We start from the raw sequence: 26,765 nt of genomic DNA, 5'->3' as shown, positions 1-26,765 counted from the left end.
GTACTAAACCCACCAGCGGACCGCAGGGACACGAAAACGCTCGGCCGGACACCCCGGCCGAGCGTTTTCGCATGCCCGCATGCCCACGCGCATGCACGTCAGTGTGCCGCCGGGTCGATGTTGCAGCTGGCCCGGCGGCGCCCGATGGTGACCAGCGCATGGTGGAGGGCGTCGAGGTCGGCGCGCCGGACCTCGTGGATGGCCCCTTCGACCGGCTCGAGTCCCGGGCTGATCGCCTCGGCCGCCTCGTGCGGGTCGCGCCGCAGGATGATCCCCGTGGGCGGGTCGAAGGACCGAAGGGCGCTGACGAGGGTCCGGCGGTCACGTTCTCCCTGGGCGTCGGGACGGTGGAGGGTGACCACGGCGATGTCCGGAAGCAGCACACGGGCCTGAGCCAGGGCGACGTCGGCTTCGTGCGTGTGGGCAACGATGCGGAAGTGCGGCCCCGTGTGAATGCATGCACGCAGGGCTTCCAGCTCGGCACCGTCCGCCACACCCGTTACCAGAACCGTCATCATTTCCCCCATTCTTCACGAAATGTGAAATTTGGGTAGAGGGCGTGCGGCGAGGGGCCGAGCCCGGCCGGTGCTTCAGAGGGAGAGCGCCCGGCCTACTCCGCCCCCGCGCGCGGTACGACCAGTACCTCCGTGCCCATGCCGCGGATGGCCCGTACCTCGCGGTCGGGCAGGCCGTCGTCCACCACCAGCAGGTCGAAGGCGCCCAGTGAGGTCAGCGCGTACATCCCGTCGCGGGTGAACTTCGTGTGGTCGGCCAGCAGCACGGTCCGCGCCGCGGCCGCCATCATCGCCCGCTTGACCTGAACGGTCTCGGGTGACGTGTGGTAGCAGCGGCCCCGGGTGACCGCAGTGGTCGACATGAACAGCACATCGGCCCGCACCGCCGCCACGCTGTCGGCGGTGAGCAGCCCCATGAAGGCGTCGTAGGCCGGGAAGTAGCTGCCGCCCAGCGAGATCAGCGAGACCCCGCGTTCCTTGGCGAGGGCCGTGATGGCCGGCAGCGAGTTGGTGATCACGGTGATCGGGGTCCGGGCGGCGAACTCCCGTGTCAGCGGCAGGCAGGTGGTGCTGTCGTCGAGCAGCACCGTCTGGCCCGGAGCCACCAATGCCGCGGCGGCCCGGGCCAGTTGCCGCTTGATCCCGCTCATCGTCGACATCCGGGTGGAGACGCTGCCGTGGAACTGCGTCGAGTGCAGGCACGTCGCCCCGCCCCGCACCTTGCGCAACCAGCCCTGGGACTGGAGGAAGTCGAGGTCCCGGTGGATGGTCATGAGGCTGACGCCGTACTCGTCGGCGAGGTCCGAGGCGCGCAGGAAACCGTCGGTGGCGACCGAGTCCCGGATGTGGCGGCGGCGTTCCTCCCGCACCTCGGAGCGATCGGTTCCCGACATCGATTCCGTCCTTTCCCGCAGATTTTCCGGATTCCGTCCCGAGTGAACTTCGCACGTCTTTCACACGGTCGAACGGTGCCAATCCTGGGCTACCGCACGGAATGCGATAGCAGGTCAAAAGTCCTTGTCGCATGGCGAAAGACCCCTGCCGCGTGAGGTTTTCCACCGCGGTTGACGGGCGAATCGACGGGCTTGTTATCTCGTGATCACCCAGGCCGTCCGGTCTGGCGTACGGGCCGCGCACCCAGGCGTCCCGATCCGTTCATTGCAAGAAGGGGAGCTTCAATGGCGAACACCCCGGACACCGCGACCGCCCGACCCGGCACGATCTTCTCGCGGCTCGGCATTCCGCGCTCCATCTCGTGGGGCTATCTCGGCCTCCTGGTCTTCATGTCGGGCGTCGGCATCGAGGCGGGATATCTCTCGCCCTATCTGGAGGGCCTCGGCATAGCCGCCTCCAGCGTGGCGATGGTCTTCACCGTCTACGGAGTCACCGGCGCCGTCGCCGCCTGGTTCGCCGGCGCGCTGTCCGACCTGTGGGGCCCGCGCAAGGTGATGTGGCTCGGCCTGCTCACCTTCGCCGTCACCCACGTCTTCTTCCTGGCGGTCGCGATACCGAGCAAGTCGTACCCGCTGCTGCTGCTCGCCTACGCGCTGCGCGGCCTGGCCTTCCCGCTGTTCGCGTACTCCTTCCTCGTCTGGATCGCGGCCGTCGCCCCGGCCCGCCAGATGGGCAGTGCCATGGGCTGGTTCTGGTCGGCCTTCTCCGCGGGCCTGCCCACGATCGGCTCGCTCGGCGCGAGCCTGCTGATCCCGCACATCGGCGAGTACGCCACCCTGTGGGTCGCCCTCGGCGTGGTGGGGGCCGGCGGCCTGGTCGCACTGCTGATGGTGAAGGAGCCCACCGGCCGGGCGCGGCTCGCGCCGGCCGGCGAGAGCCCGATGGCCGGCCTGGTCGGCAGCCTCACGATCCTCTACCGCAACCCCAAGGTCGGTGCGGGCGCGGCGGTGCGCATGTTCAACACCGCCTCGCAGTTCGGATTCATGGTCATGCTGCCCGTGTGGTTCGTGAACACGATCGGCCTCACCAACGAGCAGTGGCTGCGCCTGGTGGCCGTCATGTTCGGCACGAACATCTTCACCAACCTGATGTTCGGCGTCATCGGCGACCGGATCGGCTGGCGCACCACGGTCACCTGGTGCGGCGGCCTCGGCTGCACCATCTCCACCCTCGTCCTCTACTACGTACCGACCGCCGTCGGCTCCCAGTACCTGCTCTGCCTCCTGGTCGCCGTCTTCTACGGCGCCACGCTCTCGGGCTACGTACCCCTCTCCGCGCTGATGACCGCCATCGCCCCGAGCCACAAGGGCCAGGCCATGGCAGCCCTGAACCTCGGCGCGGGCGCGTCCGCCTTCCTCGGCCCGCTCACCGTCAGCGTGTTCCTCGGACCGATCGGAGTCGGTGGCGTCACCTGGATCTTCGCCGGATACCACGCGGTGAGCGCCCTGCTCACGCTCCTGCTGAAGACCACCCCCACCCCCCGAACGCCGGCCGCTCCCGAGCCGTCGACCGAGGCCCTTGCCACGACCGGCGACGCCGCGCTGCTCGCCGCCCCCGCCCCGAAGGGACTGTGACCCGCCATGTCCGTACTCGCCATCGACGTCGGTACGACAATGATCAAGTCCGTGGTCTTCGACGACCACGGCAACGAGCTCGCCGTCTCCCGCCTCGCCACCGAAGTGCGCCGCCCGCACCCCGGCTGGGCCGAGCAGGACATGGACACCGTGTGGAACACGGTCGTCTACACCGTCCGCAACGCCCTCGCCGACATCGACGACCCCGTGTGGCTCGTGACGTTCACCGCCCAGGGCGACGGCGCCTGGCTCGTCGACTCCGCGGGCCGCCCCACCGGACCGGCCGTCCTGTGGTCCGACGGCCGCGCCGGCGACATCCTCACCCGCTGGGAGCGCGAAGGCGTCCTCGAAGCCGCCTTCCGCCGCAACGGCTCCCTCACCTGCAGCGGAATGCCCAACGCGGTCTTCAGCTGGCTCGACGCGCACGAGCCGGACCGCCTCGCCCGCTCCAGCGCCTCCCTGACCGCCGCCGGCTGGCTGTTCCTGCGCCTCACCGGCGAGGTGGCCATGGACGAATCCGACGCCTCCGCGCCGTTCCTCGACCACGCCACCGGCGACTACGACCCGAAGATCATCGAGATGTTCGGGCTCACCGAGCACACGCGCCTCCTCCCCAAGGTCCTCCACGAGGAACAGCGCATCGCCGAGATCACCACCACCGCGGCCGGCCAGCTGGGCCTGCCCACCGGACTCCCCGTCGTGATGGCCCCGTACGACATCGCCTCCACCGCCCGCGGAGTCGGCGTGGTCAACCCCGGCCAGGCCTGCACCATCCTGGGCACCACCCTGTGCACCGAGATCGTCCGCAAGGACATCGACACCAGCGGGGAGCCCTCCGGCATCAACATCGCCTACCGGGGCCGCGAGCGCGTGCTGCGCGCCTTCCCCACCCTCAACGGCGCCGAAGTCCTCGGCTGGGCCGCCGGGCTCCTCGACCTCGACGGGCCGCCCGAACTGTCCGAACTCGCCTTCAGCGGCTCCCCGGGCGCCCAGGGCCTGATGTTCCTCCCCTACCTGTCACCCGCGGGCGAGCGGGCACCGTTCCTGGACCCGCACGCCCGGGGCCTGTTCTCCGGGCTCTCCCTGGAGCACACCCGCGCCGACATCGCCCGCTCCGTCTTCGACGGTCTCTCCCTCGTCCTGCGCGACTCCCTGGAGGCCGCCCGCACCCCGGTCACGGAGCTGCGCCTGTGCGGCGGCGGCGCCAACAGCGAGGAATGGTGCCAGCTGATCGCCGACGTCACCGGAGTGCCGACGGCCCGCTCGGGGGACACCGAGCTCGGCGCCAAGGGCGCCTTCCTCACCGGACTCGTCCTCAGCGGAGCCGAGAGCAGCATGCACAGCGCCGCCGCGAAGTACGTGCGGATGCGCTCCGTCTGGGAGCCCGACCCGGTCCGGTCCGCCCACTACGACGAGACGTACGCGGCCTTCCTCAACTGGCGCGGCCTCGCCCGCGGCGCCGGCTGGTCCGCCCCCGTACCCGCTTCCGCCCCCGTACCCGCTTCCGCACCCGCGTCCGCCGGAACCCCGCGGCCGCGCGCGGCGGACGAGAGCACCCACACCCCGCGAACCGGAGCGCACCATGCCTGACCAGCCCCTGCCCGCACCGCCGCGGCCCGAAGGGACCCCGCCCGAGGACGCCACCCTCCAGCTGGCGCCCGTCCGGCCCACTGCCGGGCACCTCCCCGCCGACTCCGTCTGGCTCGGACTCGACCTCGGCACCCAGTCCGCCCGCTGCGTCGCCGTCGACGCCACGGGCGAGGTCCTGGCCGCCGCCTCCCGCCCGCTGACCAGCCACCGCGAAGGCACGCACCACGAGCAGGACCCCGAGCAGTGGTGGGGCGCACTGGCCGCCGCCTGCCGCGAAGCCCTCGCGGACATCGACCCGCGCCGGGTCCGCGGCCTCGCCATCGACGCCACCTCCGGTACGGTCCTGCTCGCCGACGCGGACGGTACGCCGCTCACCCCGGGCCTCATGTACGACGACGGGCGCGCCGCCGCCCAGGCCGAACGGGCCAACGCGGTGGGCGGACAGGTCTGGGAAGAGCTCGGCTACCGCTCGATGCAGCCCTCCTGGGCCCTGCCCAAACTGCTCTGGCTGCTCGAACACCCGACGCCCGCCATCAGCGGGGCGGGGGAGGGGCTCCGGCTCCTGCACCAGCCCGACCTGATCACCTGGCGGCTCGCCGGGCACCAGGTCCCCGCCGACGCCAGCCACGCACTCAAGACCGGCTACCACCTCGTCGAGGAGCGCTGGCCGGACCCCGAACTGGAGAAGCTCGGCGTCGCCGCCGGTCTGCTGCCCGAGGTGGTCCGTCCCGGCACGGTGCTCGGCGCCGTCTGCGCGGCCGCCGCCGAGGCGACCGGCATCCCCGAGGGCACCGCCATCGTGGCCGGCATGACCGACGGCTGCGCCGCCCAGATCGGCGCGGGCGCCCTCACCCCCGGCGCCTGGAACTCGGTCCTCGGCACCACCCTGGTGTTCAAGGGAACGAGCCCGCACCTGGTCCGGGACCCCGACGGCGTCGTCTACTGCCACCGGGGCCCCGGCGACAGCTGGCTGCCCGGCGGCGCCTCCAGCAGCGGCGCCGGCGTCATCTCCCGGGAATTCCCCGGCGCGGACCTCGCCGACCTCACCCGTCGGGCCGCCGCGGCCCCCACCACCGCCGTCGCCTACCCCCTGGTCTCCACCGGAGGAGAGCGCTTCCCCTTCCGCGCACCCTGCGCGGAGCCCTTCGTCCTCGGCGAGCCGGCGGACGAGGCCGAGCGCTTCCACGCCCACCTCCTCGGTGTCGCCTGCGTGGAGCGGCTCTGCTTCGACTACCTCGACCTGCTCGGCGCCCCCGTCGACGGCCCGCTCACCCTCACCGGCGGCGGTGCGAAGAACCCGTACTGGAACCGGCTGCGCGCCGACGTGCTCGGCCGCCCGGTCCACGTGCCCGCGCAGGCGGAGGGCGCGGTCGGGATGGCCGTACTCGCCGCCACGTCCAGCGGCGTCGGCGTGGTGGAGGCCGCCGCGCAGCTGGTCCGCGCCGGCGAGCGGATCGAACCGGACCCCGCGCGCACCGCCCACTGGACGCCGGTCTACCTCGGCTTCCTCGACGAACTCGTCCGCCGCGGCTGGCTGCGTCCCACCGTCGCCGCCCACGCCCGGGAAAGGGCCACCCAGCGATGAACACCCCGACCCCGAACACCCCGGCCCCGAACACCCCGAACACCCCGAACACCCCGGCCCCCGGCGCCGCGACCGAGTTCGTCCTCGTCCGCCACGGCGAGACCGTCTGGCACGCCGAGAACCGCTACGCGGGCCGCGCCGACGTGGCCCTCACCGCACGGGGCCTGCGCCAGGCCGAGGAACTCGCCGACTGGGCGCGCGGCCGGACCTTCTCCGCGGTGCTGCACTCGCCGCTCTCCCGGGCCCGGCTCACGGCGGCGCCCGCCGCCCGCGCGCTCGGCACGACCCCCCGCGAGGATCCGCGGCTCTACGAGATCGACTTCGGCCGGGGCGAGGGCCTGAACCTGGCCGAAATGGCGGAGCGGTTCCCCGAGGAGCACGCGGCCTTCCTCCGCGACCCCGTCACCCATCACCTGCCCGGAGGCGAGGACCCGAGGGCCGCCGCCGCCCGGGCCCGGGCCTGCCTGGAAGAGGTCCACCGGGAGTTCCCCGGCGGCCGGATCCTCGTCGTCGCCCACAACGCGCTGTTCCGCGTCCTGCTCTGCGAGTTGCTGGGCATCGACATGGCCGCCTACCGCCAGGTGTTCCCGGTGCTCGACAACGGCACCCTCACGGAGGTCCGCCTCGGAGCCGGCCGGCCGGCGCTCCTGCGCTTCAACGCCCAACCGGTGCCCGTACCGCCGCCCGAGGGCCGGTAGCACCGGCAGGCCCCGCCCCTCACTTCTCTCCCCCCCCCACGCACCGTCACCAGGAGTACCCATGTCCACCAAGGTCCTCGCAGCCGGCGACCACTTCGTCCTTCCCGGCCTCCTCACCCAGGAGGTCGTGGCCGCCACCGCCGCGGCGGTCGACGTGACCGAGATCCGGCTTCCCTGGCCGCACACCCCGTTCGGCCCGGTGGCCGAGGTCATCGAGGCCTCCGGCACCGAGGACGAGCTGATCGAAGCGCTCCAGGGCGTCGAGGTCTGCGTCACCCAGCTCGCCCCGCTCACCGAGCGCATCCTCGCGAACTGCCCCGACCTCAAGCTGATGTGCATCAGCCGCGGCGGCCCGGTGAACGCCAACCTCAAGGCGGCCACCGCACACGGGGTGGCCGTGTGCTTCGCCCCCGGCCGCAACGCCGTCGCCACCGCCGAGCACACCCTCACCCTGCTGCTCGCCGCGGCCCGCGGCGTCGGCGACACCCACGCCGACCTGCGTCAGGGCGTATGGCGCGGCGACTACTACGACTACGACAACTGCGGCATCGAGATCGACGGCGCCACCGTGGGCCTGATCGGCTACGGCGCCATCGGCTCCCGCGTAGCGAAGGTCCTCCTCGCCATGGGCGCCCGGGTCCTGGTCCACGACCCCTACGTGGACCCCGCGGCGCTCGCGGAAGGCGTCGAGCTCGCCTCCCTGGACGACCTGCTCACCCGCTCCCGCATCGTCTCGCTCCACGCCCGGGTGACCGAGGAGACGAAGGGCATGATCGGCGCCGAGCAGATCGCCATGATGCCGCGCGGCTCCGTCCTCGTGAACTGCGCCCGCGGCGCACTCCTGGACTACCCGGCGGTGTGCGACGCGCTGGACTCCGGGCAGCTGTCCGGCGCCGGCTTCGACGTGTACGACGCGGAGCCCGTCCCGGCCGGCTCGCGGCTCCTGTCCACGCCCGGCATCGTCATGACCCCGCACATCGCGGGCGGCAGCCAGGAGGTCGCGCACAAGGCGGCCCGCATCGTCGCCGGCGAGGTGGGCCGCTACCTGCGCGGCGAACCGCTCGCCCACTGCGCGAACCCCGAGGTCCTGGACTCACCGAAGGCCTGACCGCCCGCACCCGCCCGCCCCACACCACCCCGGGCGGCACGCTCCCACGCCAGGGACCTTCGTGCCGCCCGCCCCGTACCGAGAACAGCAGGAGAGATCATGGACCAGTCGAGCCGCTACGCCAACCTCGCCCTCACGGAGGAGGCCCTCACCGAGGGCGGCCGCCACGTGCTGTGCGCGTACACCATGAAGCCCAAGGCGGGCTACGGCGACTACCTCTCCACCGCCGCCCACTTCGCCGCGGAGTCCTCGACCGGCACCAACGTCGAGGTGTGCACCACCGACGACTTCACCAAGGGAGTCGACGCCCTGGTCTACGAGATCGACGAAGCCCGCGAACTCATGAAGATCGCCTACCCGGTGGAGCTCTTCGACCGCAACATCATCGACGGCCGCGCGATGATCGCCTCCTTCCTCACCCTGACCATCGGCAACAACCAGGGCATGGGCGACGTCGAGTACGCCAAGATGCTCGACTTCTACGTCCCGCCGGCCTACCTGCGCCTGTTCGACGGCCCCACGATGAACATCCGCGACATGTGGCGGGTCCTCGACCGGCCGGTCGAGAACGGCGGCATGGTCGTCGGCACCATCATCAAGCCCAAGCTGGGCCTGCGGCCCCAGCCGTTCGCGGACGCCTGCCACCAGTTCTGGCTGGGCGGGGACTTCATCAAGAACGACGAGCCCCAGGGCAACCAGGTCTTCGCCCCGCTCAAGGAGACGATGAAGGCCGTGGCCGACGCGATGCGCCGCGCCCAGGACGCCACGGGCGAGGCGAAGCTCTTCTCCGCCAACATCACCGCCGACGACCCGGCCGAGATGATCGCGCGCGGCGAGTACATCCTGGAGACCTTCGCGGAGAACGCCGACCACGTGGCCTTCCTCGTCGACGGGTACGTCGCCGGCCCGACGGCCGTGACCACCGCCCGGCGCAACTTCCCCGGCCAGTTCCTGCACTTCCACCGGGCCGGCCACGGGGCCGTGACCAGCCCCCAGTCCAAGCGGGGCTACACCTCCTTCGTGCACTGCAAGATGACCCGGCTGCAGGGCGCCTCCGGCATGCACACCGGCACCATGGGCTACGGCAAGATGGAGGGCGACACCGCCGACAAGGCCATCGCCTTCATGCTGGAGCAGGACGCCGCGGACGGCCCCTTCTACCGGCAGGAATGGCTCGGCATGAAGGCCACCACCCCGATCATCTCCGGTGGCATGAACGCCCTGCGCCTCCCGGGCTTCTTCGACAACCTGGGCCACTCCAACGTCATCCAGACCTCCGGCGGCGGCGCCTTCGGCCACCGCGACGGCGGCACGGCGGGCGCGAAGTCGCTGCGCCAGGCACAGGACGCCTGGCAGCAGGGCATCGACCTGGTGGACTACGCCCAGGATCACCCGGAACTGAAGGGAGCCTTCGCCTCCTTCACCGCCGACGCCGACAAGCTCTACCCGGGCTGGCGCGACCTCCTCAAGGGCGACGCGTAGCCGTCCGCCGGTACGTGCCGGGTGCGGTCCCGTGCGCGCGCTTGAACGCGTGGGCGAAGGCGAACTCGGACGTGTAGCCCACCTGAGCGGCGATGGATCTCAGCGGTTCCTCCGATGCCCGCAGCAGCCGCGCCGCCGTGGTCATCCGCCACCAGGTCAGGTAGCCGAGGGGCGGTTGGCCGATCAGCAGGGCGAAGCGTCTGGCGAAGGAAGCCCGGGAGAGCCGGGCTTCCGCGGCGAGTTCCGCCACGGTCCAGGGCGCGGCCGGGTCCCGGTGGATCGCGTGCAGGGCGGCCGTGACCGACGGATCGTTCAGTGCGGCGGCCCATCCGGTGGTGGCACCCCGGGCGGGCTGCTCGCTGAACCAGATGCGCAGGATGTACAGCAGCAGGGTGTCCAGGAGGGCGGGGACGACGGCATCCGTGCCCAGCCGCGGGTCTTCCAGCTCGGCGGCCAGGAGGTGCACGGCGCTGAGCAGTCCGGGACGGGGGACCGGCTGCGCCGGCAGGTGGATCAGATCGGGCAGCGTCAGCAGGAGGGGGTGGGTGCGGGACGGGTCGAGCCGGTAGGCCCCGCAGAGCACCACGGTGGCCGGACCGCCGTCCCCGCTCCGGTCGACGCTGTCCGAGGCGTAGGCCTCGTAAGACACCTGGTCGGCGGGGCCGCATGCCGGGGTTGTCACCGGGGTGCGGGGGCCGTCGGCCAGGGTGTACCCGCTGCCGTGCGGAAGGAACACCACATCGCCCGCGGACAACCGCAGGGGCTCCCCGCTCGGGGGCAGCAGCCAGCAGGTCCCCTGCAGGATCACCTGGAAACCGGCCGAGCCCGGAACGGAGGCGAACTCCTGTGCCCAAGGGGCGTGCCACCGCACATGCGCCGACCGAGGCCGGCCGGTCCGCGTCACCGCGACCACGTCGCTGAGTACATCCACCCGCCGAGACTACGGGTGCGAGACGTACGCGCATGAACGGGGCAGCCTGACGCATGGATCGTCTCCGCGTGCGGTCATAGATTCGCGGCATGACGACGATGAAGAGCGCGCGCATCCACGAGTACGGCGATACCTCAGTGATCCGCTACGAAGACGTCCCCCGCCCTCGACCCGCCTTCGGGGAAGTGCTGGTCCGTGTCGCCGCGACCTCGTTCAACCCCACCGAGGCCGCCCTGCGTGCCGGACTGCTGCAGGCATTCCTTCCCGTGAGCCTGCCCCACACGCTCGGCTGGGACCTCGCCGGCACCGTGGCCGAAGTCGGCGCGGGAGTGGCAGGGTTCGCCGTCGGCGACCGGGTCGTCGGGCGGCTCGACGACGGGGGTGCGGCGGCCGAGTACGTCCGCGCGCCCGCCGCCGTACTGGTCGCCGCGCCGGCCTCCGTCCCGCTCGCTCACGCTGCGGCCCTTCCCGTGGCCGGCCTGACGGCCTGGCAGGCGGTGTTCGAGCACGGGAAGGTGGCCGCCGGTCAGCGGGTGCTGGTCAACGGCGCGGGGGGAGGCGTCGGCGGCTTCGTGACGCAGCTCGCCCGCCGCGCCGGGGCCGAGGTGATCGCCACGGCCAGTCCGCGAAGTACCGGGGCCGTCCTGCGGCAGGGGGCGGACCGAGTGATCGACTACACCGCCGGGCCGGTGGGCGCGGGGCTCGACGGCTCCGTGGACACACTGCTCAATCTGGTCCCGCTGAGTCCGCCGGACGCCGCAGCTCTGGCACGCGTGGTGCGGCGGGGCGGGAGGGCCGTGTCGATCGCGACCCCGATCGAGCCGGCTGCCGATGCCGGGGTGAGCGCCCTGCACATGGTCGCCCGCAACGACACCGCACAGCTTGCGGCGCTCGTGGAACTCGTCGACTCGGCTGTACTCACCTTGGACATAGGGGAAACACGCCCACTGGCCGACCTCGCCGACGTCCACCGCCTCAGCGAAGCAGGCCGGACCCGAGGCAAGGTCATCTTCATTCCCTGATCGAACTGACTCCCCCGGAGCGGGTTCACGGCCGGAGCGTGGAGAGGAACGTCCCGTTCACGCGAACAGCGCCCCGACGGTTTCGGCGGCCAGGTCCCGCAGCCAGCCGTGGGCGCGGTCGTTGTCGTAGCGCCGGTGCCACTGCAGGTACAGCGGGACGTCGGGAAGGGTGAAGGGCAGCGGCAGTGTGGCCAGGCCGAGTTGCTCCCGTGCCGTGCGGGTGACCGCGTCCGGCAGGGTGACGACCAGGTCGGTGTCGAGGGCGAGCTGCAGTGCGAAGGCGGCGGTGGGCCCGGCGGCGGCGACGCGTCGTTCGAGCCCGAGTGCGGTCAGGGCGTCGTCGACCGGGTCGCGCAGGCTCCCGCGCCGCGAAACGGTGAGGTGCTCGGAGGCCGCGTAACGCTCGGGACTGAGCGGGCCCGCGGTGAGCGGGTGGCCCGGTCGGACGGCGAGGACCAGCCGGTCCCTGCCGACGAGGTGGTGGCGGATGTCGGGGAGCGCAGGAACGCCGGAGCTCGATTCGAGGTCGACCTCACCCCGGCGCAACTCGGCGTCGTCCGTCCCTGGTTCGGCGGACAGGCGCAGCCGGACTCCCGGGGCCCGGCGGCGGACGGCGGTGATCAGGGCCGTGCCGCATGCCGCGGTCAGGGCGTCGTGCCAGCGCACGGTGAACACCCGGTCGAGGGCCGCCAGATCGAGCTCCTGCTGCGCGGAAAGCAGCTGGTGAGCATGCTGCACGAGCGCGTGGACCTCGGCGCGCATGGCCAGCGCGCGCGTGGTGGGCACCATGCTGCGGCCGGTGCGGACCAGGATCTGGTCACCGGTGGCCTTGCGGATGCGGCCCAGGGAGCGGCTCATCGCCGGTGACGTGACGTGGAGGCGTGCCGCCGCGCCGGCGACGCTCCCCTCCTCCAGCAGGGCATCCAGGGCCGTGAGCAGGTTCAAATCCAGTTGCATGACAGTAACTCTACAAGTGAAAAGCATGCACTTGTTGTTAATGATCGGGCGCCCTACCTTCGAAGTGCGGGTGAGACAACCACCCCGCTTCAACCGATCCCCAGGGAGCCCACCATGAGCACCGTCATGCCTTTCGCCGCCGGTACGACGCTCCTGTCCGACGTGACCGCGGCGGTGCGCGCCGCCGGCGTCACCCTGCGCGACCGCTACACCTCGCACGCCCGGGGCACGAGCCTGGACGAGGTCGTCGCCGAGATCCACGCCAACGACGACGCGGTGCTGGACGTGCTGCGCGGACCGCTGCTCCGGGCCCGCCCGGGGTCGCAGTGGGCCGAGGACGAGCTGGCCGGCGGCGCCCTCCCGGCCGGGGAGTGGTGGGTCGTCGATCCCGCCGAGGGCAACATCAACCACGTCCACGGCATGGACGACTGGGCCGTCACCGCCACCCTGGTCCGCGACAACCAGCCGGTGCTCACCGTCGTCCACCTGCCGCTGACCGGCGACACCTACACCGCGGTCGCCGGCGGCGGTGCCCACCTCAACGGCCGGCCGCTGACGGTGTCCGCCAAGACCGACCTGGGCGCCGCGCTCATCGGCACCGGCCAGGCCAAGCCCGGTGAGGACGAGCACACCTTCCGGCGGATCGGCGACTCCGTCACCGCGATGCTCGTCAACGGCCTGGTCGTACGGGTGTCCGTACCCGCCACCCTGCAGCTCATCCACGTCGCCGCCGGACGCATGGACGCGTTCTGGCAGTTCTCCGACGTCCGCTCCGGCCTGGTCGCCGGCGCCCTGCTGGTCGCAGAGGCCGGAGGCACGGTCACCGACCTGGCGGGCGAACCCTGGAGCACCGCCGGCCGTGACTTCCTGGCCGCGGCCCCCGGCATCCACGGCGCCGCGCTGAAGGTCCTCGCACCGATCGTCTGACCGGCAGCCCCCCCCCGCTCGTCCCCACCCTGATACGCAAGGAGCATCACCACATGAGCAACATCGGCATCCTGGGCGCCGGCCGCGTCGGCGCCAACCTCGCCGGCAAGCTCTCCGCAGCCGGACACCACGTCACCCTCGGCAGCCGCAGCCCCGAGGAAACCGCCGCCCGCACCATCGGGCCCGCCCCGCACCTCGCCTTCGCCGACCAGCGCACCACCGCCCGCACCGCGGACATCGTGATCAACGCGACGCCCGGCGACAGCTCCCTGGACCGACTCACCGACCTGCGCACCGAACTCGCCGGCAAGATCCTCATCGACGTCTCCAACGCCACCCGCGACACGGAGGACGGTCTGCCCGGAGACCTGTGCTACCCCGGCAGCAGCCTCGCCGAGAAGCTCCAGGCCGCGCTCCCCGACACCCGTGTGGTCAAGACCCTCAACACCATGCTGTTCATGGTCATGACGGCCCCCGACACCCTGGACACTCCGGCGACCGCCTATCTCTCGGGCGACGACCAGAACGCGAAGACGACCGTCACCGATCTCCTCGGCGACCTCGGCTGGAAGCCCGAACGGATCGAGGACCTCGGCGACATCACCACGGCCCGCGCCACCGAGGCCATGATCCTGGTCGTACCCCACATCCTGCGCCGGCGGGGCTTCCAGCCGTTCGCCGTCTCCCTCGCCCGCTGACCCGGCCGGCCCCGCGCCCCGGACCACGCGCCCCGCTGCCCCTCGGCGAGCTCCGCCTCAGGGGAGGCGGAGGACGAAGTGGTGGTGCCGGCCGATGCCGGGGACGGTGTACTGGTCGCCGACCGGGGTGAAGCCGTGGTGCCGGTAGAAGCCGGCTGCCACGAGGCGGCCGCTGCACCAGACGAGCCGGCCGCCGCGTGCCGTGCAGGCGTCCAGGCCGGCGCGCAGTACGGCCCCGCCGTAGCCCTGCCCCCGTACCTGCGGCGCACTGGCCATCTTGCGGAGCCGCCAGACCCCCTCGGTCACGAAGGGGGCCAGGGCGGGGGTGTCGGGCAGGGGTTCGGTGCTGAAGGTGGCGCAGGCGGCGAGTGCGCCGCTGTCGGTACGGGCGGCCAGGTGGAAGGTGTCGGGGAGCATGTCGACGTCGGTGAGCGCGCTCTCGCGGGGCTGCCCGGGCCGCAGGACCTCCTGCCGAAGGTCCAGGATCTCTTCGACCGGGACGAAGCTGACGAACACGGTGCTCCCTCTCATGCCGTGGCGGGTGTCGCCCGCCGGGCGCGTTCCGGATGGGTAGTTTTCCAGCAAAGGGGCCCGGAAACGATGCACCGCCACCCGGTGTGCCCAGGTGATGCCCCGGCGGGCGAGTGCGGCCCGGGGCGCCCCCGCGCGGCCCGTTGTCAGCCGGCTCCCGCCCCGGGGGAGCGGTCCGGGCGGGGCGGGGTCCGCTCCTGCCGTGGTCGTGCTCCGGCTTTGGGATGGCTGAGCTGCGCGGCGTGAAGTGCGTGGCGGGTGAGGGCTTCTGCGGTGTCGGTGAGGGTGCGGGCGTGCGGGTGGTTCGCGACGGCCGGCGGGGCGGTGGGCTCGGGGACCGGTGTGCCGGTGGCGGTGGCCGCCGTCCGGCGCAGGTGGGCTGCGAGGAGGCGCAGCTGCTGCGGGTCGAGCGCCTCGTCGGCCGCTTCGTAGGGCTGGTGGACGGTGATCAGGTCGCGGAGCTCTCCGGCGGCGTCGAGGGTGTCGTCGAGCGCGGTCAGGAGTTCCGGGGGCGTTGTGGGCCGCTGGGCGAGCCGGTTTCGGCCGGCTGCCAGTTCGGTGGCGGCGGCTTCGGCCTTGAGAATGTTGTGTTCGCGTTCGAGCGGGGGGCCGAACTCGATGACGGTGGCGACGCGGTCGATGAAGCGGGCGTGGGTGTCGAGGAGGAGCTGGAGGCCCGCGGGGATGCGTGCCTGCTCGTGCGAGGGCCAGAGGAAGAGCATGGTGGCGGCTGCCAGCAGGGCTCCGCAGATGTTGTTCGCGAGGCGCTCGGCGACATCGACCCAGCCGAGCCGGCTGTCGAAGTCGGCCAGGAGCAGGAGCATGGGGGTGGCGAAGACGGGCCAGAAGCCGTAGTTGATGCCGCGGACGGGGCGGGCGATCGCCGCGCAGACCATGACGGCGAGGGCTTCGGCGACGGGCGCCTGCGGGGTGAGGACGAGCAGGACCCCGGTCAGTACGCAGCCGATGACCATGCCCCCGAGTCGTTTGACGATGCGGGAGCGGGTTTCGCCCCAGGTGGGCCGAAGGGTGGTGAGGATGCCGGTGAGGACCCAGTTGGAGTGGGGGACGTCCAGGAGGGTCACGGCGGTGCAGGCGAGGGTGAAGCAGGTGCAGACACGGATCGCGTAGCGGAACTTCGGATCGCCCTCGGCCGCCGCCCGGAGCAGGGTGGTCCAGGACCTGCGGGCCCGCTCGGGGAGCGGCGGGCGCACGACGCGGGGGCGGGGTGGCTGAGCCTCGTACCGTCCGCTGGTGAAGGGGACCATCAGGAGGGCGGCGGCCCACAGGCCGCCGGTGAGGAAGAGGAGCAGGTACTCGGTCCCGCTGATGCCGGGCTGCGGGTGGGATGCGGTGATCATCATGATCAGCGGGATGATCCCGAAGCCGGGCAGGGGTACGGCCAGGCCGAGGACGGCGGCCGCGAGGAGGGTTGCGGCCAGGTGCCCGGCGACGAGGATGCCGAGCACGGTGGCCGACGCGAGCAGGGCGACGCGCCTGAGGAGTTGCCCGGCGCGGTCGCGGGGAGTCTTCCTCGGGGTTTCCAGCAGGGTGAGGAGGGCCGCGACGGCGACCACGACGGCCGGCCGGGTCTGCCCGGTGGCCAGCCCGACGATCAGGGGGATTCCCACTCCGGCGGCCGATCCCAGGGCCAGACGCCAGTCGAAGCGGGCGGCCGCGTCCCGGGCGAGAAACGTCTCGGTCAGCCCCCGCAGGGTGTGCAGGGCCCGGACGGGGAGGGCGGTCGGCATGGTCATCCTCCGGGAGAGCGGGACCCGGGGGAGTGGCGGATGCTCGTGCGCGCACGACCGCCCGTAGCGGGTTCCAGCAGGATACCAAGGTTACCTTTGCAGTTTTACTGTTTGTCCGTTATCGTCGTGTTGTGGGAGATGAGAATTCACTGCAGCAGATCGCCGAGGAGCTCCAGCTGGCCGTGGGCCTGCTGGTCCGCCGGATGCGGGCTGCCTCCGCCGAGGGCGGGGTGACCCTCTCGCAGAGCTCCGTCCTCAAGCGCCTGGGCCGCGACGGCGCCCACACCGCGACCGAACTGGCCCGGGCCGAACGAGTCCGTCCGCAGTCGGTGATCGCCACGGTCAACGTGCTCCAGGCCGAAGGCTACGTCGAACGCACCGCGCACCCCACCGACGGCCGCCGTCAGCTCATCGCCCTCACCGACAAGGGCCGCGCCTTCCTCGCCCACCGCGAGGAAGCCGGCCACGACCTGATCGTCCAGCGCCTGGCCGACCGGCTCACCCCCGCCCAGCTGGACGCCCTCGGCCAGGCCCTCCCGGCCCTGCACCGCCTGGCCGAGGACTGACCCGGCCCGCACCCCCGGGCTCCGCCCGCAGGCGCACGGCCACACCTCCCGTGCTCACGCACGCTCCCTGCGCGTGCCCGCACCACCAGCGAACGAAGGAAGATCCTCCATGTCCGAGATCACGCTCGACAAGAACACGGCCCTGGTCCTGATCGACCTCCAGAAGGGGATCACGGCCCTGCCCGTCGTCACCCCCGCCGAGCAGATCCTCGACAAGGGCATCCGGCTCGCCGACGCCTTCCGCGCGGCCGGCCTGCCCGTCGTCCTCGTCAAGGTCGCCTGGTCCCCGGACGGCGGCGACCTTCCCACCACCCACACCGACGCACCCGGACTCACCGCCGCGCCCCCGGCCGCGTTCTCCGAGCTCCCGCCCGCACTGGCCGCCGGCGCCGACGACATCGTCATCACCAAGCGCCACTGGGGCGCCTTCACCGGTACCGAACTCGACCTCCAGCTGCGCCGCCGCGGCATCAAGCGCATCGTGCTCGCCGGCATCGCCACGAGCATCGGGGTGGAGTCCACGGCCCGCTCCGCCTGGGAGCACAGCTACGACCTCGTCTTCGCCCAGGACGCCACCACCGACATGGACGCCGACGCGCACACCCACACCTTCACCAAGATCTTCCCCAGGCTCGGCCGTGTCAGCACCACCGACGAGATCCTGACCGCCCTCAAGCACCTCGGCAACTGACCCCGGCCCGGCCGGTCGAGCCGGCATGCCGGCCCCCGGTGCCCTGCTGCGCAGTGCCCCGCCGTCCGCGGTCGTCAGGGTGACCGCGGGCCGGCTCCGGGCCTTCGCGCGGCACCAGGTATCCCATCGGCCGCGACAACCGTGACTACCGCATCGCACTGCTGCGGCGCTTTCCAGAGGAACGCGCCGCCATCACCGCGTACTTCCGGCTCCTGCGGACCTGGCGCGGACTGTTCCTCGCCGGCCTCCCCAGGCTCCCCGGCCCCACCGTGCGCCTCGCCACGCGCGCCCTGTACCGGTCCACCCCCGCCCACCTGCTGCCCTCCGCGGCGGAGGTCCTCGATTCCCTCACCGCCACCACCGAACTGCGGCGGTGAGGTCTCCGTGCGGGCCGCCGTCGAGGAGATCCTCGTGGAGGACGGCAGAGTCCCCTGACGCAGGCCGACGGGGGCAGCGGAACGCCGTTCACGGGGCCTGGTTGCCGATGCCGGGCTGCGCAAACGTCTCGGGGATCGGCAGGGTGCTCCAGCGGGTCGTGGGCCAGGCGACCAGCACTGCGCGGCCGACGACGTCCCCCACCGGAACGAAGCCGTGGGTCGCGGGATCGTCCATGTGCCAGCGGGAGTCGAGGGACTTCTGGCGGTGGTCGCCCATGACCCATAGGGTGCCCGCGGGTACCGTGAGCGGCCCGAACGGCTTGTCGTCGCAGGCCGTGTTGCCCGGATACACGTACGGCTCGTCCAGAGCCTTGCCGTTCACTTCGACCGGCCCGCCGACGCGGCACTCGACCGTGTCGCCTCCGATCGCGACGACACGTTTGATCAGGTCCTTCTCGCCGCCCGAGGGGATCAGCCCGATCGTGCTCAGCACCCTCTGGGCGACGTTGCGCTCTTCGGGCTCGTGCTCCAGCCAGCCGCCCGGATCCTTGAAGACGACGACTTCGCCCCGCTCCGGTTCTGCCCCGAACCAGGGGGTCAGCTTGTCCACCAGGACCCGGTCCCCGATCTGGAGGGTGTTCTGCATCGACCCGGAAGGGATGAGGAACGCCTGGACGAGGAAGGTCTTGATCACCAAAGCGACCAACAGGGCGACGACGGCGAGAAGCGGCACTTCCTTCCACCAGGCAGACCGGCGAAACCGCTTCCCCCGGCGCCCACCCCTCGATCGCGGGGGCGCAGCAGCTCGCGCCGACGGCTCTTCGGCCAAATCCACGGGGTGGGCCTTTCGTGATGCTTCAACTCGTCCACAAGAAGTACCACGCAGCATGAACTACCAGCACATAGCGCTTATTTGACCCATACGCGTGAGAGCGGTCCGTTGTGCCGACAGAGACGAGGATCACCGTCGGCGGCGCAGGCCGCCGCGAGCCTTACGTCCTATGTTGGGTTGTATGCACCATTTTCCCGATCCTGGAGACATCGGTCCGACCCCGGCTCCGCACCACGCCGTCGGAGCCCCGGCCCAGGCCCAGGTCCAGGCCGGCCATGGACACGGAACCGATGCCGCGGTCGTCGCGATCATCCCGGCAGGCGGGACCCAGCCCGGGCGAAGCCGCGGGCTCACTCCCAGATCCCGAACCGACAGGGCCCGCCACCTTGCCGCAATGGCCTACCTGTCCGTGCTGGGAATCCTCGCAGCGGTGGCGACCGCCCACCGGTCGGGCATCCTCTGATCCACCTGGCGGCCGCAGGCGGCGCCGATGGCGGCACCGGTCTCGCGCAGCTCCTCGGTGATCCCCGCCACGACCTGCCGGTCGGCTGCGGTCGACTCCCTTACCTGTCGGGTGACCTGGGCGAGCGTCAGCCACGCGGTCGCGGCGGTGGCGGTGACCACGACGAGGATGAAGAGCGCGAACACCCGGACCCGGAAGCTCACGCGCCCGCCCCCGCGCCGTCGGCGAGCCGGTACCCCCGCCCGTACACCGTTTCGAGCAGCCGCGGCCGCCCCGGGTCCGTCTCCAGCTTCCGCCGCAGGTTCATCACGTGGGCGTCGACCGTCCGTTCCAGGACGCCCCGGTCCAGGCCGAAGACGTGCTCGATGAGCTGGGCCCGGGTGAAGACCCGTCCCGGTTCGCGGGCGAGGACCCGCGCCTTTTACACGCTGACGTCGACCGGCGGGTGTGTTCCCGTCGGTGTCAGGGCGTGGCCGGCAGGTCGACGCGGACGGTGAGGCCGCCGCCCGGGTTCGCCGTGGCGGCGACCGTGCCGCGGTGGGCGGTGGCGACGGAGCGGACGATGGCCAGGCCGAGCCCGTGGCCGCTGCGGTCGCTGCTGACCCTCGCCCGGACACGGTAGAAGGGCTCGAAGAGCCGCTCCAGCACGGCCCGGTCCACCTGCGGGCCGGTGTTGTCGACCTCGATCACCACGCCTTCGTCTCCGCCCGCCCCCTCCTCGCGGTGGACGGACAGGTGTACCGAGCCCCCCGCGGGGAGGTTGTGGGTGAGCGCGTTGTCCAGCAGGTTCAGCAGCAGCTGCCTCAGCAGCGTGGTGTTCCCGGCGACCTCGCAGTCCGGCTCGGTCTCCGCTTCGAGCCGGATCCCGTACGAGGCCGCCTGCCCGGCCCGCTCGGCGGCGGCCCGCTCCGCGAGGGCGCTGAGGTCCACCGGCTCGGGGTCGAAAGGAGCCCGGTCGGCGGCGGCCAGGTCGAGGAGGGCCCGTACGACGTGGATGTTGCGCTCGTTGGTCTCCCACAGCATGGGGACGAGTTCCGTCAGTTCCTCACCGGTCGGGTCGTCGCCCGCGAGCTGAAGCAGGGTACGGGTGGTGGCCAGCGGGGTCAGCAGCTCGTGCGAGGCGTTCGCGGCGAACCGCTGGTGCGCTGCGAAGGACTCCTCCAGCCGGCCCAGCATGCCGTCGAAGGTGTCGGCCAGCTGCTTGAGCTCGTCCTCGGGCCCGGCGGCGCCGATACGGTCCCGCAAATTGCCGTCGGCGGCCCGCGCCGCGGCCTCGCTGATCGTGTGCAGGGGGGCGAGGAGCCGTTTGGAGAGGACCCAGCCGGCGCCGAGGCCGAGGACCATCACCAGGAGCACCCCGCCGACGGAGAAGGTGAGGACGGTGGACCACACCTCCTCCTTCGTGGTGATGTCCGCGGGGGAGCCGGCCTTCACCCCCTCGGCGGGCGCCGGGCACGGGATGTTCCCGGGGTGCGACGGGAGGGCTCCGGGCGGGGTGCAGACCTGCGGCGGCACGGACCCGGCGGGGACGTCCACCGTCCGGGTGAGGTCGTAGGTCGGGACGAAGCGCATGCCGACGTAGATGATCGCGACCATCAGCGCGCCGCACACCCCCAGTGCGCCGCCGAAGCCGAGGAAGAGCCGGCCGTGGATGCTCAGCGACCGCCGTCCGGACCTGCGCGGCGCGGGCCGTCTCATTCGGTGCCCAGGTAGTAGCCCGCGTTGATCGCGGTGTGCACCAGCTGGGGTTCGCCGAGCTTCTTGCGCAGGGTGTGCACGACGAGGCGGGCCGCGTTGGTGAGGGGGTCGGTCTGCGCGTCCCAGGCCTTGTCGAGGAGGTACTGGGCGCTGAGCACACCGCCCTCGGCGCGCATCAGGAGTTCCAGTACGGCCAACTCCTTTCGGGTGAGCCGGATTTCGGCGCCCGCGCGGGTGACCCTTTGGCGGTGGGTGTCGAATTCGATGCCGGCGTACGAAAGGACCGGGGCGTGCGTCATCGGACTGCGGCGGTACAGGGCGCGCAGCCGCGCCACCAGTTCGGGAAAGTCGAAGGGTTTGGCCAGATAGTCGTCGGCGCCCAGGCCCAGGCCCTCGACCTTGTCGCCGAGGCGCCCGGCGGCCGTCAGCATCAGCACCCGGCATCCGAGCCGCATCTCCATGATCCGGCGGCACACCTCGTCCCCGTGGACCCCGGGCAGGTCACGGTCCAGGACCACGGCGTCGTAGTCGTAGACGGCCACCCGCTCCAGGGCCGTCGCCCCGTCGTGCACCACGTCCACCGCGATGGCCTCCCGACGCAGGCCCATCTCCAGGGCCCGTGCCATGTACTGCTCGTCCTCCACCACCAGCACGCGCACGCGCGACAACCTTTTCTTTTCATTAATTCACCGGGGCACGTCCCCGGCCCGGCCACCGCTTCCGGCCTCGTACCGCATCCGTCTTATCAAACGCCAGATTTGATCCGTGTATGAAACCCGTGGCGCCGCCGGGATTCGCATACACCGCTCAAAAACCCGCCTTCGTAGCGTGGCGGCCATGAATCTGTTCAAGCGAGCCTGGTGGCGGCTACGGGGCCATCTGGGCAAGACGGTGATGCTGGTCGGGCTCTTCTTCGTCATCTGCACCCTGGTCCTGTCGGGGTTCCTGATCCAGTCGGCCGCGGCACGCGCCGCCGAATCGGCGAAGAACAGCGTGGGCGCCGTGGCCACGATGCAGCTGGACCTCAACGCCCTGATCAACTCCGGGAAGTCGCAGAAGCCCTCCGGCGGGCAGGGCGGCATGATCGGCGCCGAGGGCGACCTGAGCCGCGGACTGGTGGACAAGATCTGCAAGTCCTCGGTGGTGGCGCAGTGCAACTACTCGAAGGACGGCGGCGCGGCCCCCACGGACCAGGTCAAGCTCCACCAGCCGGTCCCGAAGCCGGCCGGCCAGGACTCAGGCGGCGCGGACTTCTTCAAGGCGGACGGCGTCCGGGACCTGGACGCGGTCTCCGCCTTCCGCAACGGCGACTCGAAGATCATCGCCGGTTCCGGCATCAAGCCGGACACGAAGAACGACATCGTGGTCATCGAGGAGCGCGTGGCCAAGGACAACAACCTCAAGGTCGGAGACAAGGTCAAGCTCAACGCCAACATCCAGAACCCGGACGGCCGGCTCGGCACCAAGGAGATGGACTTCACGGTCGGCGGCATCTACACCAACGGCGTCCCCGACCCCCGCACGTACGTCCCGCCGATGATGGCCCCCTCGAACCAGATCTACGTCAGCCCGGACGGCGCGACCCGCCTGGACGGCAAGGAGCCGGCCGCCGACGGAGGCGTCCTCAAGCAGGCCACCTTCACCCTGCGCGACCCCGGCGACATGGACAAGCTGAAGGAGGACGCGAAGGCGGCCGGAGCCGACCTCAAGATCTTCCCGCTGACGATCAACGACAAGCAGTACAAGACCCTCGTCGGCCCGATCGGCAAGACGGCCGACTTCGCCTCCATCACGGTCTGGCTCGTGGCCGTCGCCGGCACGGTCATCCTCGCCCTGATCATCGCCTCCAACCTGCGCGAGCGCCGCAAGGAGATGGGCATCCTGCTCTCCCTCGGCGAGAAGAAGCCCAAACTGCTCGGCCAGCACCTGGTCGAGGTGATCGTCTGCGCGGTCCTGGCCATCGGCTTCGCCGCCGCGGGCAGCCAGTTCCTCTCCCAGGCCATAGGCAACCAACTGCTCTCCGGCGAGGTCTCCTCCGCCAACGAACAGGCCGCGAACGAGGCCAACAAGCCCGACCCCTCCAACGTCAACGGCGGCCCGAGCAACAACGACGAACCGAAGATCGAGCCCATCGACTCGATGGACATCCGGCTCGGCCCCGCCGACATAGGCAAGATCGGCGCCACCGGACTCGGCATCGCCGTCCTGGCCACCCTGATCCCCGGCGCCCGTGTACTGCGCCTCAATCCGCGCGACATCCTCACGAAGGGCGACTGACGTGGCCACCCCGATCCTCGAACTCAGCGGCCTCAGCCGCGCCTACCAGAGCGGAAACCGGCGGCGCACCGTCCTCAAGGGCATCGACTACGCTTTCGAAGCGGGCCGGATGTACGCCGTGGTCGGCCCCTCCGGCAGCGGCAAGACCACCCTCCTGTCCCTCGCCAGCGGGCTGGACTCGCCCACCACGGGCAGCATCCGCTTCCAGGGCCAGGACGTCGCCCGGCTGGGCCTCGGGCGCTACCGCAACCGCCATGTCGCCACGGTCTTCCAGTCGCTGAACCTGCTCACCTACATGACCGCCGTGCAGAACATCACCTCGGCCATGGAGATCACCGGGGTCAAGGGCGTCAACCGGAAGCGGCGCGCCGTCGAGCTCCTCGACCTCCTCGGCATCGACAAGGCGGACCAGAACCGCCGCACGCTCCAGCTCTCCGGCGGCCAGCAGCAGCGGGTCGCCATCGCCCGGGCCCTGGCCTGCGAGGTCGACATCCTCTGCGCCGACGAACCGACCGGCAGCCTCGACCACGATACGGCGGCCGGAATCATCGAGGTGTTCCGCAAGCTGGCCCACGACGAGGGCAAATGCGTGATCGTGGTGACCCACTCGCGCGAGGTCGCCGGCTCCTGCGACGAGGTGCTGCAGCTGAAGCGGGGCAAACTCATCAGCGTGTGAGCGGGGGCCCGCCGGGGTCCGGCCTTCCGGCCCGTCCCTCCGCCCCCGCGCCCAGGTCTGTCTTGAAGGTCCCGGCCCCAGCTCTCCACCCACGGCTGGGGCCGGTGGCCCGCAGCACGTTTGCGGGCTCCCCGCACGACGTAGGGCGTGCGATTGCTCCACATGGCAGGAACGGATCACTCCGCTTAGCGTGATCCGTATGGGTACACCCGGAGAGCCCGTATCGCTGACCGAACCCGGCGCACCTCGCTCCCCGGAGCCGAGGGGCAGACGCGGACCCGACGTCGATCATCCCTCCCACCGGTGGTGGGTGCTGGGCGTCATCGGGCTCGCGCAGCTCATGGTGGTGCTCGACGCCACCATCGTGAACATCGCGCTGCCCTCCGCCCAGGCCGACCTCGGCTTCAGCGACGGCAACCGGCAGTGGATCGTCACCGCGTACGCACTCGCCTTCGGCTCCCTGCTGCTGCTCGGCGGCCGGATCGCGGACCTGATCGGCCGCAAGAAGGTCTTCCTCATCGGACTCGTCGGCTTCGCGCTGGCCTCGGCACTCGGCGGCGCCGCCACCAGCTTCGGCATGCTGGTCTCCGCACGCGCACTCCAGGGCGTGTTCGGCGCGCTCCTCGCACCGGCCGCGCTGTCGCTCCTCACCACCACCTTCACCGACCCCAGGGAACGGGCGAAGGCCTTCGGGATCTACGGCGCGATCGCCGGCGCCGGCGGCGCGGTGGGGCTCCTGCTGGGCGGGCTGCTGACCGAGTACCTCGACTGGCGCTGGTGCCTCTACGTCAACCTCATCATCGCCGTGGTCGCCTTCGTCGGCGCGGTCCGCCTCCTGCAGCCCGGAGCCCCCGCCGACCGGCCCAAGCTCGATGTGCCGGGCACGATCCTGGTCTCCGCCGGGCTCTTCTGCATCGTCTACGGCTTCTCCAACGCCGAGACGCACGCCTGGAGTTCGGCCCAGACATGGGGCTTCCTGGTGGTCGGCGCCGTACTCATGGCCGCGTTCGTGTGGCGGCAGACACGAGCCGCGCATCCACTGCTCCCGCTGAGGGTCGTCCTGGACCGGGACCGCGGCGCTTCCTTCGCGGCCATGTTCATCTCGGGCGCCGGAATGTTCGGGGTCTTCCTGTTCCTGACGTACTACCTCCAGCAGTCCCTCCACTACTCGCCCGTGAAAACCGGCTGCGCCTTCCTTCCGATGGTCGCCGTGATGGTCGTCGTCTCGGTGGTCACGACCAACAACCTGGTCCCTCGCTTCGGCGCCAAGCCGATCGTCCCCACCGGCATGCTCCTCGCGGCCGGCGCCATGGTCTGGATGACACAGCTCGACCTGACGAGCACCTACGTCCCGCACGTGCTGTTCCCGCTGATGCTGATGGGCCTCGGCCTGGGTCTCGTCTTCGCGCCGGGCATGAGCCTGGCGACCTACGGCGTGGCCCCGCACGACGCGGGTGTGGCCTCGGCCATGGTCAACACCAGTCAGCAGGTGGGCGGTTCGATCGGCACCGCGCTGCTGAACACGCTCGCCACCAGTGCGGCCACCAGCTACCTGGTGGGCAGGAAGCCGACTCCCGGCGCGCAGGCGCAGGCACAACTGGAAAGCTATTCCACCGCGTACTGGTGGTCGGCCGCGTTCTTCGTCCTGGGAGCCCTGATCACGGTGGCCCTCTACCGGCGCGGTGCGCCGCGGATCCACCCGGTGGACGAAACCGCGGCCCCGGCCGTCCACATGTGACCGTCCACTGGGAGATCAGGCCCTTCTCCACCATGGTCTCGGCAGCGGCGACGACGGCTTCACACCCGGACAGGCCGGCATCAGCAACGAGTACTACCTGCGGCTCGAAGACACACGACCGACAAGAGACCGCAATACTGGAGCGGAATCGGCGCCCGGCCGAAGGCCGTTGATGCCGGCATGACCATCGGAGTAGTTCTTCACACGACCGGCCCCGAGAACCAGATCGACGCCACCGTGCGGCTCGCCGAACAGGCCGCGCAGGCGGGGCTGCGCTCGGCCTGGTTCGGGCAGACCTTCGGGGCCGACTCCCCGCAGCTCGCCGCCATCGTCGGGCGGGAGGTACCGGCCCTGCAGGTCGGCACGTCCGCCATCCCCGTGTTCGGCCGCCACCCGCTGATCGTCTCCAGCCAGGCCCAGACGGCGCAGGCCGCCACGCACGGCCGCTACCACCTGGGACTGGCCCTCGGCACGAAGCTGCTGACCGAAGGCGGCTTCGGCATCCCCTTCGAGCGTCCCGTCGCCCGACTGCGGGAGTTCCTCACCGCCCTGCGCCCGCTCACCGAGACCGGCACGGCGGACTTCCGCGGCGAGCTGCTCACCGCCACCACGCCGATCCCGGCGCGCGTACCGGGAGCCGAGATCCCGGTACCGCTGCTCGTTGCCGCGATGGGACCGCAGGCCCTGCGCGTCACCGGAGAGCTGGCCGACGGCGTACTGCCCTACCTCGCCGGTCCGCGCGCCCTGGCCGAGCACATCGTCCCGGCCGTCACCGCGGCGGCCGAGGCCGCAGGGCGGCCCGCACCCCGCATCGTGGCCCTCGTCCACGGCGTGGTCACCGACGACGTGGAATCCGTTCGGGAGAAGGCCACCGAACAGCTCGCCTTCTACGAACAGATTCCCTCCTACGCCAGGATCGTGGAACTGTCCGGCGGCCGACGGGCAGCCGATGTGGCCGTCATCGGCGACGAGAAGACGGTGGCTGCCGAGGTCCGGCGCTACCGGGATGCCGGGGCCACCGAAGTGGTGTTCTCGGGAACCGACCTCGCCGGAGAGGCCGACCGGCTGCGCACCTGGGCCCTCCTGGGAGAACTGGCGAACTGACCTTCCCCGGGGACGGGCCC

24 protein-coding genes and 2 pseudogenes are annotated in these 26,765 nt (G+C 71.5%); 15 read left to right on the top strand and 11 right to left on the bottom strand.

Annotated elements, in window-relative coordinates; all coding sequences use genetic code 11:
* Window positions 1-98 precede the first annotated feature (98 nt).
* Window positions 99-518 (bottom strand): hypothetical protein, encoded by a 420-nt coding sequence (locus ACFWNV_RS23870; protein ID WP_383950532.1) that lies wholly within the window; start codon window positions 516-518, stop codon window positions 99-101.
* A gap of 92 nt (window positions 519-610) precedes the next feature.
* Window positions 611-1,408 carry a DeoR/GlpR family DNA-binding transcription regulator gene (locus ACFWNV_RS23865; protein WP_383950529.1) on the bottom strand — a complete coding sequence of 266 codons (798 nt, stop codon included), beginning with the start codon at window positions 1,406-1,408 and terminating at the stop codon, window positions 611-613.
* Between the two features lie 285 nt (window positions 1,409-1,693).
* Between ACFWNV_RS23865 and ACFWNV_RS23860 the strand changes: the two genes are divergently transcribed.
* From ACFWNV_RS23860 to ACFWNV_RS23835, 6 genes are all read left to right on the top strand, one after another.
* On the top strand, window positions 1,694-3,043 hold the full coding sequence (locus ACFWNV_RS23860) for an MFS transporter (RefSeq protein WP_383950527.1): 1,350 nt from the start codon (window positions 1,694-1,696) through the stop codon (window positions 3,041-3,043).
* A gap of 6 nt (window positions 3,044-3,049) precedes the next feature.
* On the top strand, window positions 3,050-4,633 hold the full coding sequence (locus tag ACFWNV_RS23855; RefSeq protein WP_383950524.1) for an FGGY family carbohydrate kinase: 1,584 nt from the start codon (window positions 3,050-3,052) through the stop codon (window positions 4,631-4,633).
* The gene (locus tag ACFWNV_RS23850) at window positions 4,626-6,218 is read left to right on the top strand and encodes an FGGY-family carbohydrate kinase (protein WP_383950521.1); all 1,593 of its coding nucleotides are present in this window, start codon (window positions 4,626-4,628) and stop codon (window positions 6,216-6,218) included. Before ACFWNV_RS23855 ends, ACFWNV_RS23850 begins: the two co-directional genes overlap by 8 nt.
* The gene (locus tag ACFWNV_RS23845) at window positions 6,215-6,916 is read left to right on the top strand and encodes a histidine phosphatase family protein (RefSeq protein WP_383950518.1); all 702 of its coding nucleotides are present in this window, start codon (window positions 6,215-6,217) and stop codon (window positions 6,914-6,916) included. Before ACFWNV_RS23850 ends, ACFWNV_RS23845 begins: the two co-directional genes overlap by 4 nt.
* Window positions 6,917-6,977: 61 nt before the next feature.
* On the top strand, window positions 6,978-8,024 hold the full coding sequence (locus ACFWNV_RS23840) for a 2-hydroxyacid dehydrogenase (protein ID WP_383950515.1): 1,047 nt from the start codon (window positions 6,978-6,980) through the stop codon (window positions 8,022-8,024).
* 99 nt (window positions 8,025-8,123) lie between these two features.
* Window positions 8,124-9,506 carry a ribulose-bisphosphate carboxylase gene (locus tag ACFWNV_RS23835; RefSeq protein ID WP_383950513.1) on the top strand — a complete coding sequence of 461 codons (1,383 nt, stop codon included), beginning with the start codon at window positions 8,124-8,126 and terminating at the stop codon, window positions 9,504-9,506.
* Here ACFWNV_RS23835 and ACFWNV_RS23830 read toward each other — a convergent pair.
* Window positions 9,490-10,437 (bottom strand): AraC family transcriptional regulator, encoded by a 948-nt coding sequence (locus ACFWNV_RS23830; RefSeq protein ID WP_383950511.1) that lies wholly within the window; start codon window positions 10,435-10,437, stop codon window positions 9,490-9,492. The two genes, ACFWNV_RS23835 and ACFWNV_RS23830, sit on opposite strands and share 17 nt — an antisense overlap.
* A gap of 89 nt (window positions 10,438-10,526) precedes the next feature.
* Here ACFWNV_RS23830 and ACFWNV_RS23825 point away from each other — a divergent pair, with 89 nt between their 5' ends.
* Window positions 10,527-11,459 carry an NADP-dependent oxidoreductase gene (locus ACFWNV_RS23825; protein WP_383950509.1) on the top strand — a complete coding sequence of 311 codons (933 nt, stop codon included), beginning with the start codon at window positions 10,527-10,529 and terminating at the stop codon, window positions 11,457-11,459.
* Between the two features lie 57 nt (window positions 11,460-11,516).
* Here the strand turns inward: ACFWNV_RS23825 and ACFWNV_RS23820 are convergent, their stop codons facing one another.
* The gene (locus ACFWNV_RS23820; RefSeq protein WP_383950506.1) at window positions 11,517-12,416 is read right to left on the bottom strand and encodes a LysR family transcriptional regulator; all 900 of its coding nucleotides are present in this window, start codon (window positions 12,414-12,416) and stop codon (window positions 11,517-11,519) included.
* Window positions 12,417-12,530: 114 nt separating this feature from the next.
* Here ACFWNV_RS23820 and ACFWNV_RS23815 point away from each other — a divergent pair, with 114 nt between their 5' ends.
* Complete coding sequence (locus tag ACFWNV_RS23815; RefSeq protein ID WP_383950504.1) at window positions 12,531-13,343, top strand: inositol monophosphatase family protein; 813 nt, start codon at window positions 12,531-12,533, stop codon at window positions 13,341-13,343.
* A gap of 53 nt (window positions 13,344-13,396) precedes the next feature.
* A complete protein-coding gene (locus tag ACFWNV_RS23810; protein ID WP_383950502.1) occupies window positions 13,397-14,041 on the top strand; it encodes an NADPH-dependent F420 reductase in 645 nt (214 codons plus the stop codon).
* A gap of 57 nt (window positions 14,042-14,098) precedes the next feature.
* Here the strand turns inward: ACFWNV_RS23810 and ACFWNV_RS23805 are convergent, their stop codons facing one another.
* Together ACFWNV_RS23805 and ACFWNV_RS23800 are read right to left on the bottom strand one after the other, a co-directional pair.
* Entirely contained in the window at window positions 14,099-14,572 is a 474-nt protein-coding gene (locus tag ACFWNV_RS23805; protein ID WP_383950499.1) for a GNAT family N-acetyltransferase, read from the bottom strand.
* A gap of 146 nt (window positions 14,573-14,718) precedes the next feature.
* Complete coding sequence (locus tag ACFWNV_RS23800) at window positions 14,719-16,323, bottom strand: FUSC family protein (RefSeq protein WP_383950496.1); 1,605 nt, start codon at window positions 16,321-16,323, stop codon at window positions 14,719-14,721.
* 131 nt (window positions 16,324-16,454) lie between these two features.
* On the opposite strand from ACFWNV_RS23800, the gene ACFWNV_RS23795 reads away from it, so the two are divergent.
* Together ACFWNV_RS23795 and ACFWNV_RS23790 are read left to right on the top strand one after the other, a co-directional pair.
* Window positions 16,455-16,889: a MarR family winged helix-turn-helix transcriptional regulator gene (locus tag ACFWNV_RS23795; protein WP_383950493.1), complete on the top strand. Its 435-nt coding sequence runs from the start codon at window positions 16,455-16,457 to the stop codon at window positions 16,887-16,889.
* 109 nt (window positions 16,890-16,998) lie between these two features.
* Window positions 16,999-17,580, top strand: a complete 582-nt coding sequence (locus ACFWNV_RS23790; RefSeq protein WP_383950491.1) for a hydrolase — start codon at window positions 16,999-17,001, stop codon at window positions 17,578-17,580.
* Window positions 17,581-18,051: 471 nt separating this feature from the next.
* Here the strand turns inward: ACFWNV_RS23790 and lepB are convergent.
* The 5 genes and pseudogenes from lepB to ACFWNV_RS23765 all read right to left on the bottom strand — a co-directional run.
* A pseudogene (lepB, locus tag ACFWNV_RS23785) lies at window positions 18,052-18,846 on the bottom strand (signal peptidase I); the annotation flags it as partial.
* Between the two features lie 342 nt (window positions 18,847-19,188).
* Complete coding sequence (locus ACFWNV_RS23780) at window positions 19,189-19,455, bottom strand: hypothetical protein (protein ID WP_383950488.1); 267 nt, start codon at window positions 19,453-19,455, stop codon at window positions 19,189-19,191.
* Window positions 19,452-19,664 (bottom strand): annotated as a pseudogene (locus tag ACFWNV_RS23775) (helix-turn-helix domain-containing protein); the annotation flags it as partial. The pseudogene ACFWNV_RS23775 and the gene ACFWNV_RS23780, both read right to left, overlap by 4 nt.
* Window positions 19,665-19,714: 50 nt before the next feature.
* Window positions 19,715-20,950: a sensor histidine kinase gene (locus ACFWNV_RS23770; protein ID WP_383950485.1), complete on the bottom strand. Its 1,236-nt coding sequence runs from the start codon at window positions 20,948-20,950 to the stop codon at window positions 19,715-19,717.
* Window positions 20,947-21,609 (bottom strand): response regulator transcription factor, encoded by a 663-nt coding sequence (locus ACFWNV_RS23765; RefSeq protein ID WP_383950482.1) that lies wholly within the window; start codon window positions 21,607-21,609, stop codon window positions 20,947-20,949. The genes ACFWNV_RS23770 and ACFWNV_RS23765 overlap by 4 nt, the downstream gene beginning before the upstream one ends.
* Before the next feature lie 178 nt (window positions 21,610-21,787).
* Between ACFWNV_RS23765 and ACFWNV_RS23760 the strand changes: the two genes are divergently transcribed.
* The 4 genes from ACFWNV_RS23760 to ACFWNV_RS23745 all read left to right on the top strand — a co-directional run bounded on the left by ACFWNV_RS23760 (window position 21,788) and on the right by ACFWNV_RS23745 (window position 26,745).
* The gene (locus ACFWNV_RS23760; protein WP_383950479.1) at window positions 21,788-23,227 is read left to right on the top strand and encodes an ABC transporter permease; all 1,440 of its coding nucleotides are present in this window, start codon (window positions 21,788-21,790) and stop codon (window positions 23,225-23,227) included.
* Window position 23,228: 1 nt separating this feature from the next.
* Window positions 23,229-23,903: an ABC transporter ATP-binding protein gene (locus ACFWNV_RS23755; RefSeq protein ID WP_383950476.1), complete on the top strand. Its 675-nt coding sequence runs from the start codon at window positions 23,229-23,231 to the stop codon at window positions 23,901-23,903.
* 199 nt (window positions 23,904-24,102) lie between these two features.
* On the top strand, window positions 24,103-25,641 hold the full coding sequence (locus ACFWNV_RS23750; protein ID WP_383950473.1) for an MFS transporter: 1,539 nt from the start codon (window positions 24,103-24,105) through the stop codon (window positions 25,639-25,641).
* 180 nt (window positions 25,642-25,821) lie between these two features.
* Complete coding sequence (locus ACFWNV_RS23745) at window positions 25,822-26,745, top strand: LLM class F420-dependent oxidoreductase (RefSeq protein WP_383950471.1); 924 nt, start codon at window positions 25,822-25,824, stop codon at window positions 26,743-26,745.
* Window positions 26,746-26,765 lie beyond the last annotated feature (20 nt).

This window comes from Streptomyces sp. NPDC058401 (assembly GCF_042722885.1).
Taxonomy (GTDB): Bacteria; Actinomycetota; Actinomycetes; order Streptomycetales; family Streptomycetaceae; genus Streptomyces.
This window is presented reverse-complemented; position numbering and strand designations above follow the sequence as displayed.

Excerpts from the sequence above, each read along its gene's own strand:
- ACFWNV_RS23870 (WP_383950532.1), bottom strand. The coding sequence starts at position 518 with ATGATGACGGTTCTGGTAACGGGTGTGGCGGACGGTGCCGAGCTGGAA.
- ACFWNV_RS23865 (WP_383950529.1), bottom strand. The coding sequence starts at position 1,408 with ATGTCGGGAACCGATCGCTCCGAGGTGCGGGAGGAACGCCGCCGCCAC.
- ACFWNV_RS23860 (WP_383950527.1), top strand. The coding sequence starts at position 1,694 with ATGGCGAACACCCCGGACACCGCGACCGCCCGACCCGGCACGATCTTC.
- ACFWNV_RS23855 (WP_383950524.1), top strand. The coding sequence starts at position 3,050 with ATGTCCGTACTCGCCATCGACGTCGGTACGACAATGATCAAGTCCGTG.
- ACFWNV_RS23850 (WP_383950521.1), top strand. The coding sequence starts at position 4,626 with ATGCCTGACCAGCCCCTGCCCGCACCGCCGCGGCCCGAAGGGACCCCG.
- ACFWNV_RS23845 (WP_383950518.1), top strand. The coding sequence starts at position 6,215 with ATGAACACCCCGACCCCGAACACCCCGGCCCCGAACACCCCGAACACC.
- ACFWNV_RS23840 (WP_383950515.1), top strand. The coding sequence starts at position 6,978 with ATGTCCACCAAGGTCCTCGCAGCCGGCGACCACTTCGTCCTTCCCGGC.
- ACFWNV_RS23835 (WP_383950513.1), top strand. The coding sequence starts at position 8,124 with ATGGACCAGTCGAGCCGCTACGCCAACCTCGCCCTCACGGAGGAGGCC.
- ACFWNV_RS23825 (WP_383950509.1), top strand. The coding sequence starts at position 10,527 with ATGACGACGATGAAGAGCGCGCGCATCCACGAGTACGGCGATACCTCA.
- ACFWNV_RS23820 (WP_383950506.1), bottom strand. The coding sequence starts at position 12,416 with ATGCAACTGGATTTGAACCTGCTCACGGCCCTGGATGCCCTGCTGGAG.
- ACFWNV_RS23815 (WP_383950504.1), top strand. The coding sequence starts at position 12,531 with ATGAGCACCGTCATGCCTTTCGCCGCCGGTACGACGCTCCTGTCCGAC.
- ACFWNV_RS23810 (WP_383950502.1), top strand. The coding sequence starts at position 13,397 with ATGAGCAACATCGGCATCCTGGGCGCCGGCCGCGTCGGCGCCAACCTC.
- ACFWNV_RS23805 (WP_383950499.1), bottom strand. The coding sequence starts at position 14,572 with ATGAGAGGGAGCACCGTGTTCGTCAGCTTCGTCCCGGTCGAAGAGATC.
- ACFWNV_RS23800 (WP_383950496.1), bottom strand. The coding sequence starts at position 16,323 with ATGCCGACCGCCCTCCCCGTCCGGGCCCTGCACACCCTGCGGGGGCTG.
- ACFWNV_RS23790 (WP_383950491.1), top strand. The coding sequence starts at position 16,999 with ATGTCCGAGATCACGCTCGACAAGAACACGGCCCTGGTCCTGATCGAC.
- ACFWNV_RS23770 (WP_383950485.1), bottom strand. The coding sequence starts at position 20,950 with ATGAGACGGCCCGCGCCGCGCAGGTCCGGACGGCGGTCGCTGAGCATC.
- ACFWNV_RS23760 (WP_383950479.1), top strand. The coding sequence starts at position 21,788 with ATGAATCTGTTCAAGCGAGCCTGGTGGCGGCTACGGGGCCATCTGGGC.
- ACFWNV_RS23750 (WP_383950473.1), top strand. The coding sequence starts at position 24,103 with ATGGGTACACCCGGAGAGCCCGTATCGCTGACCGAACCCGGCGCACCT.
- ACFWNV_RS23745 (WP_383950471.1), top strand. The coding sequence starts at position 25,822 with ATGACCATCGGAGTAGTTCTTCACACGACCGGCCCCGAGAACCAGATC.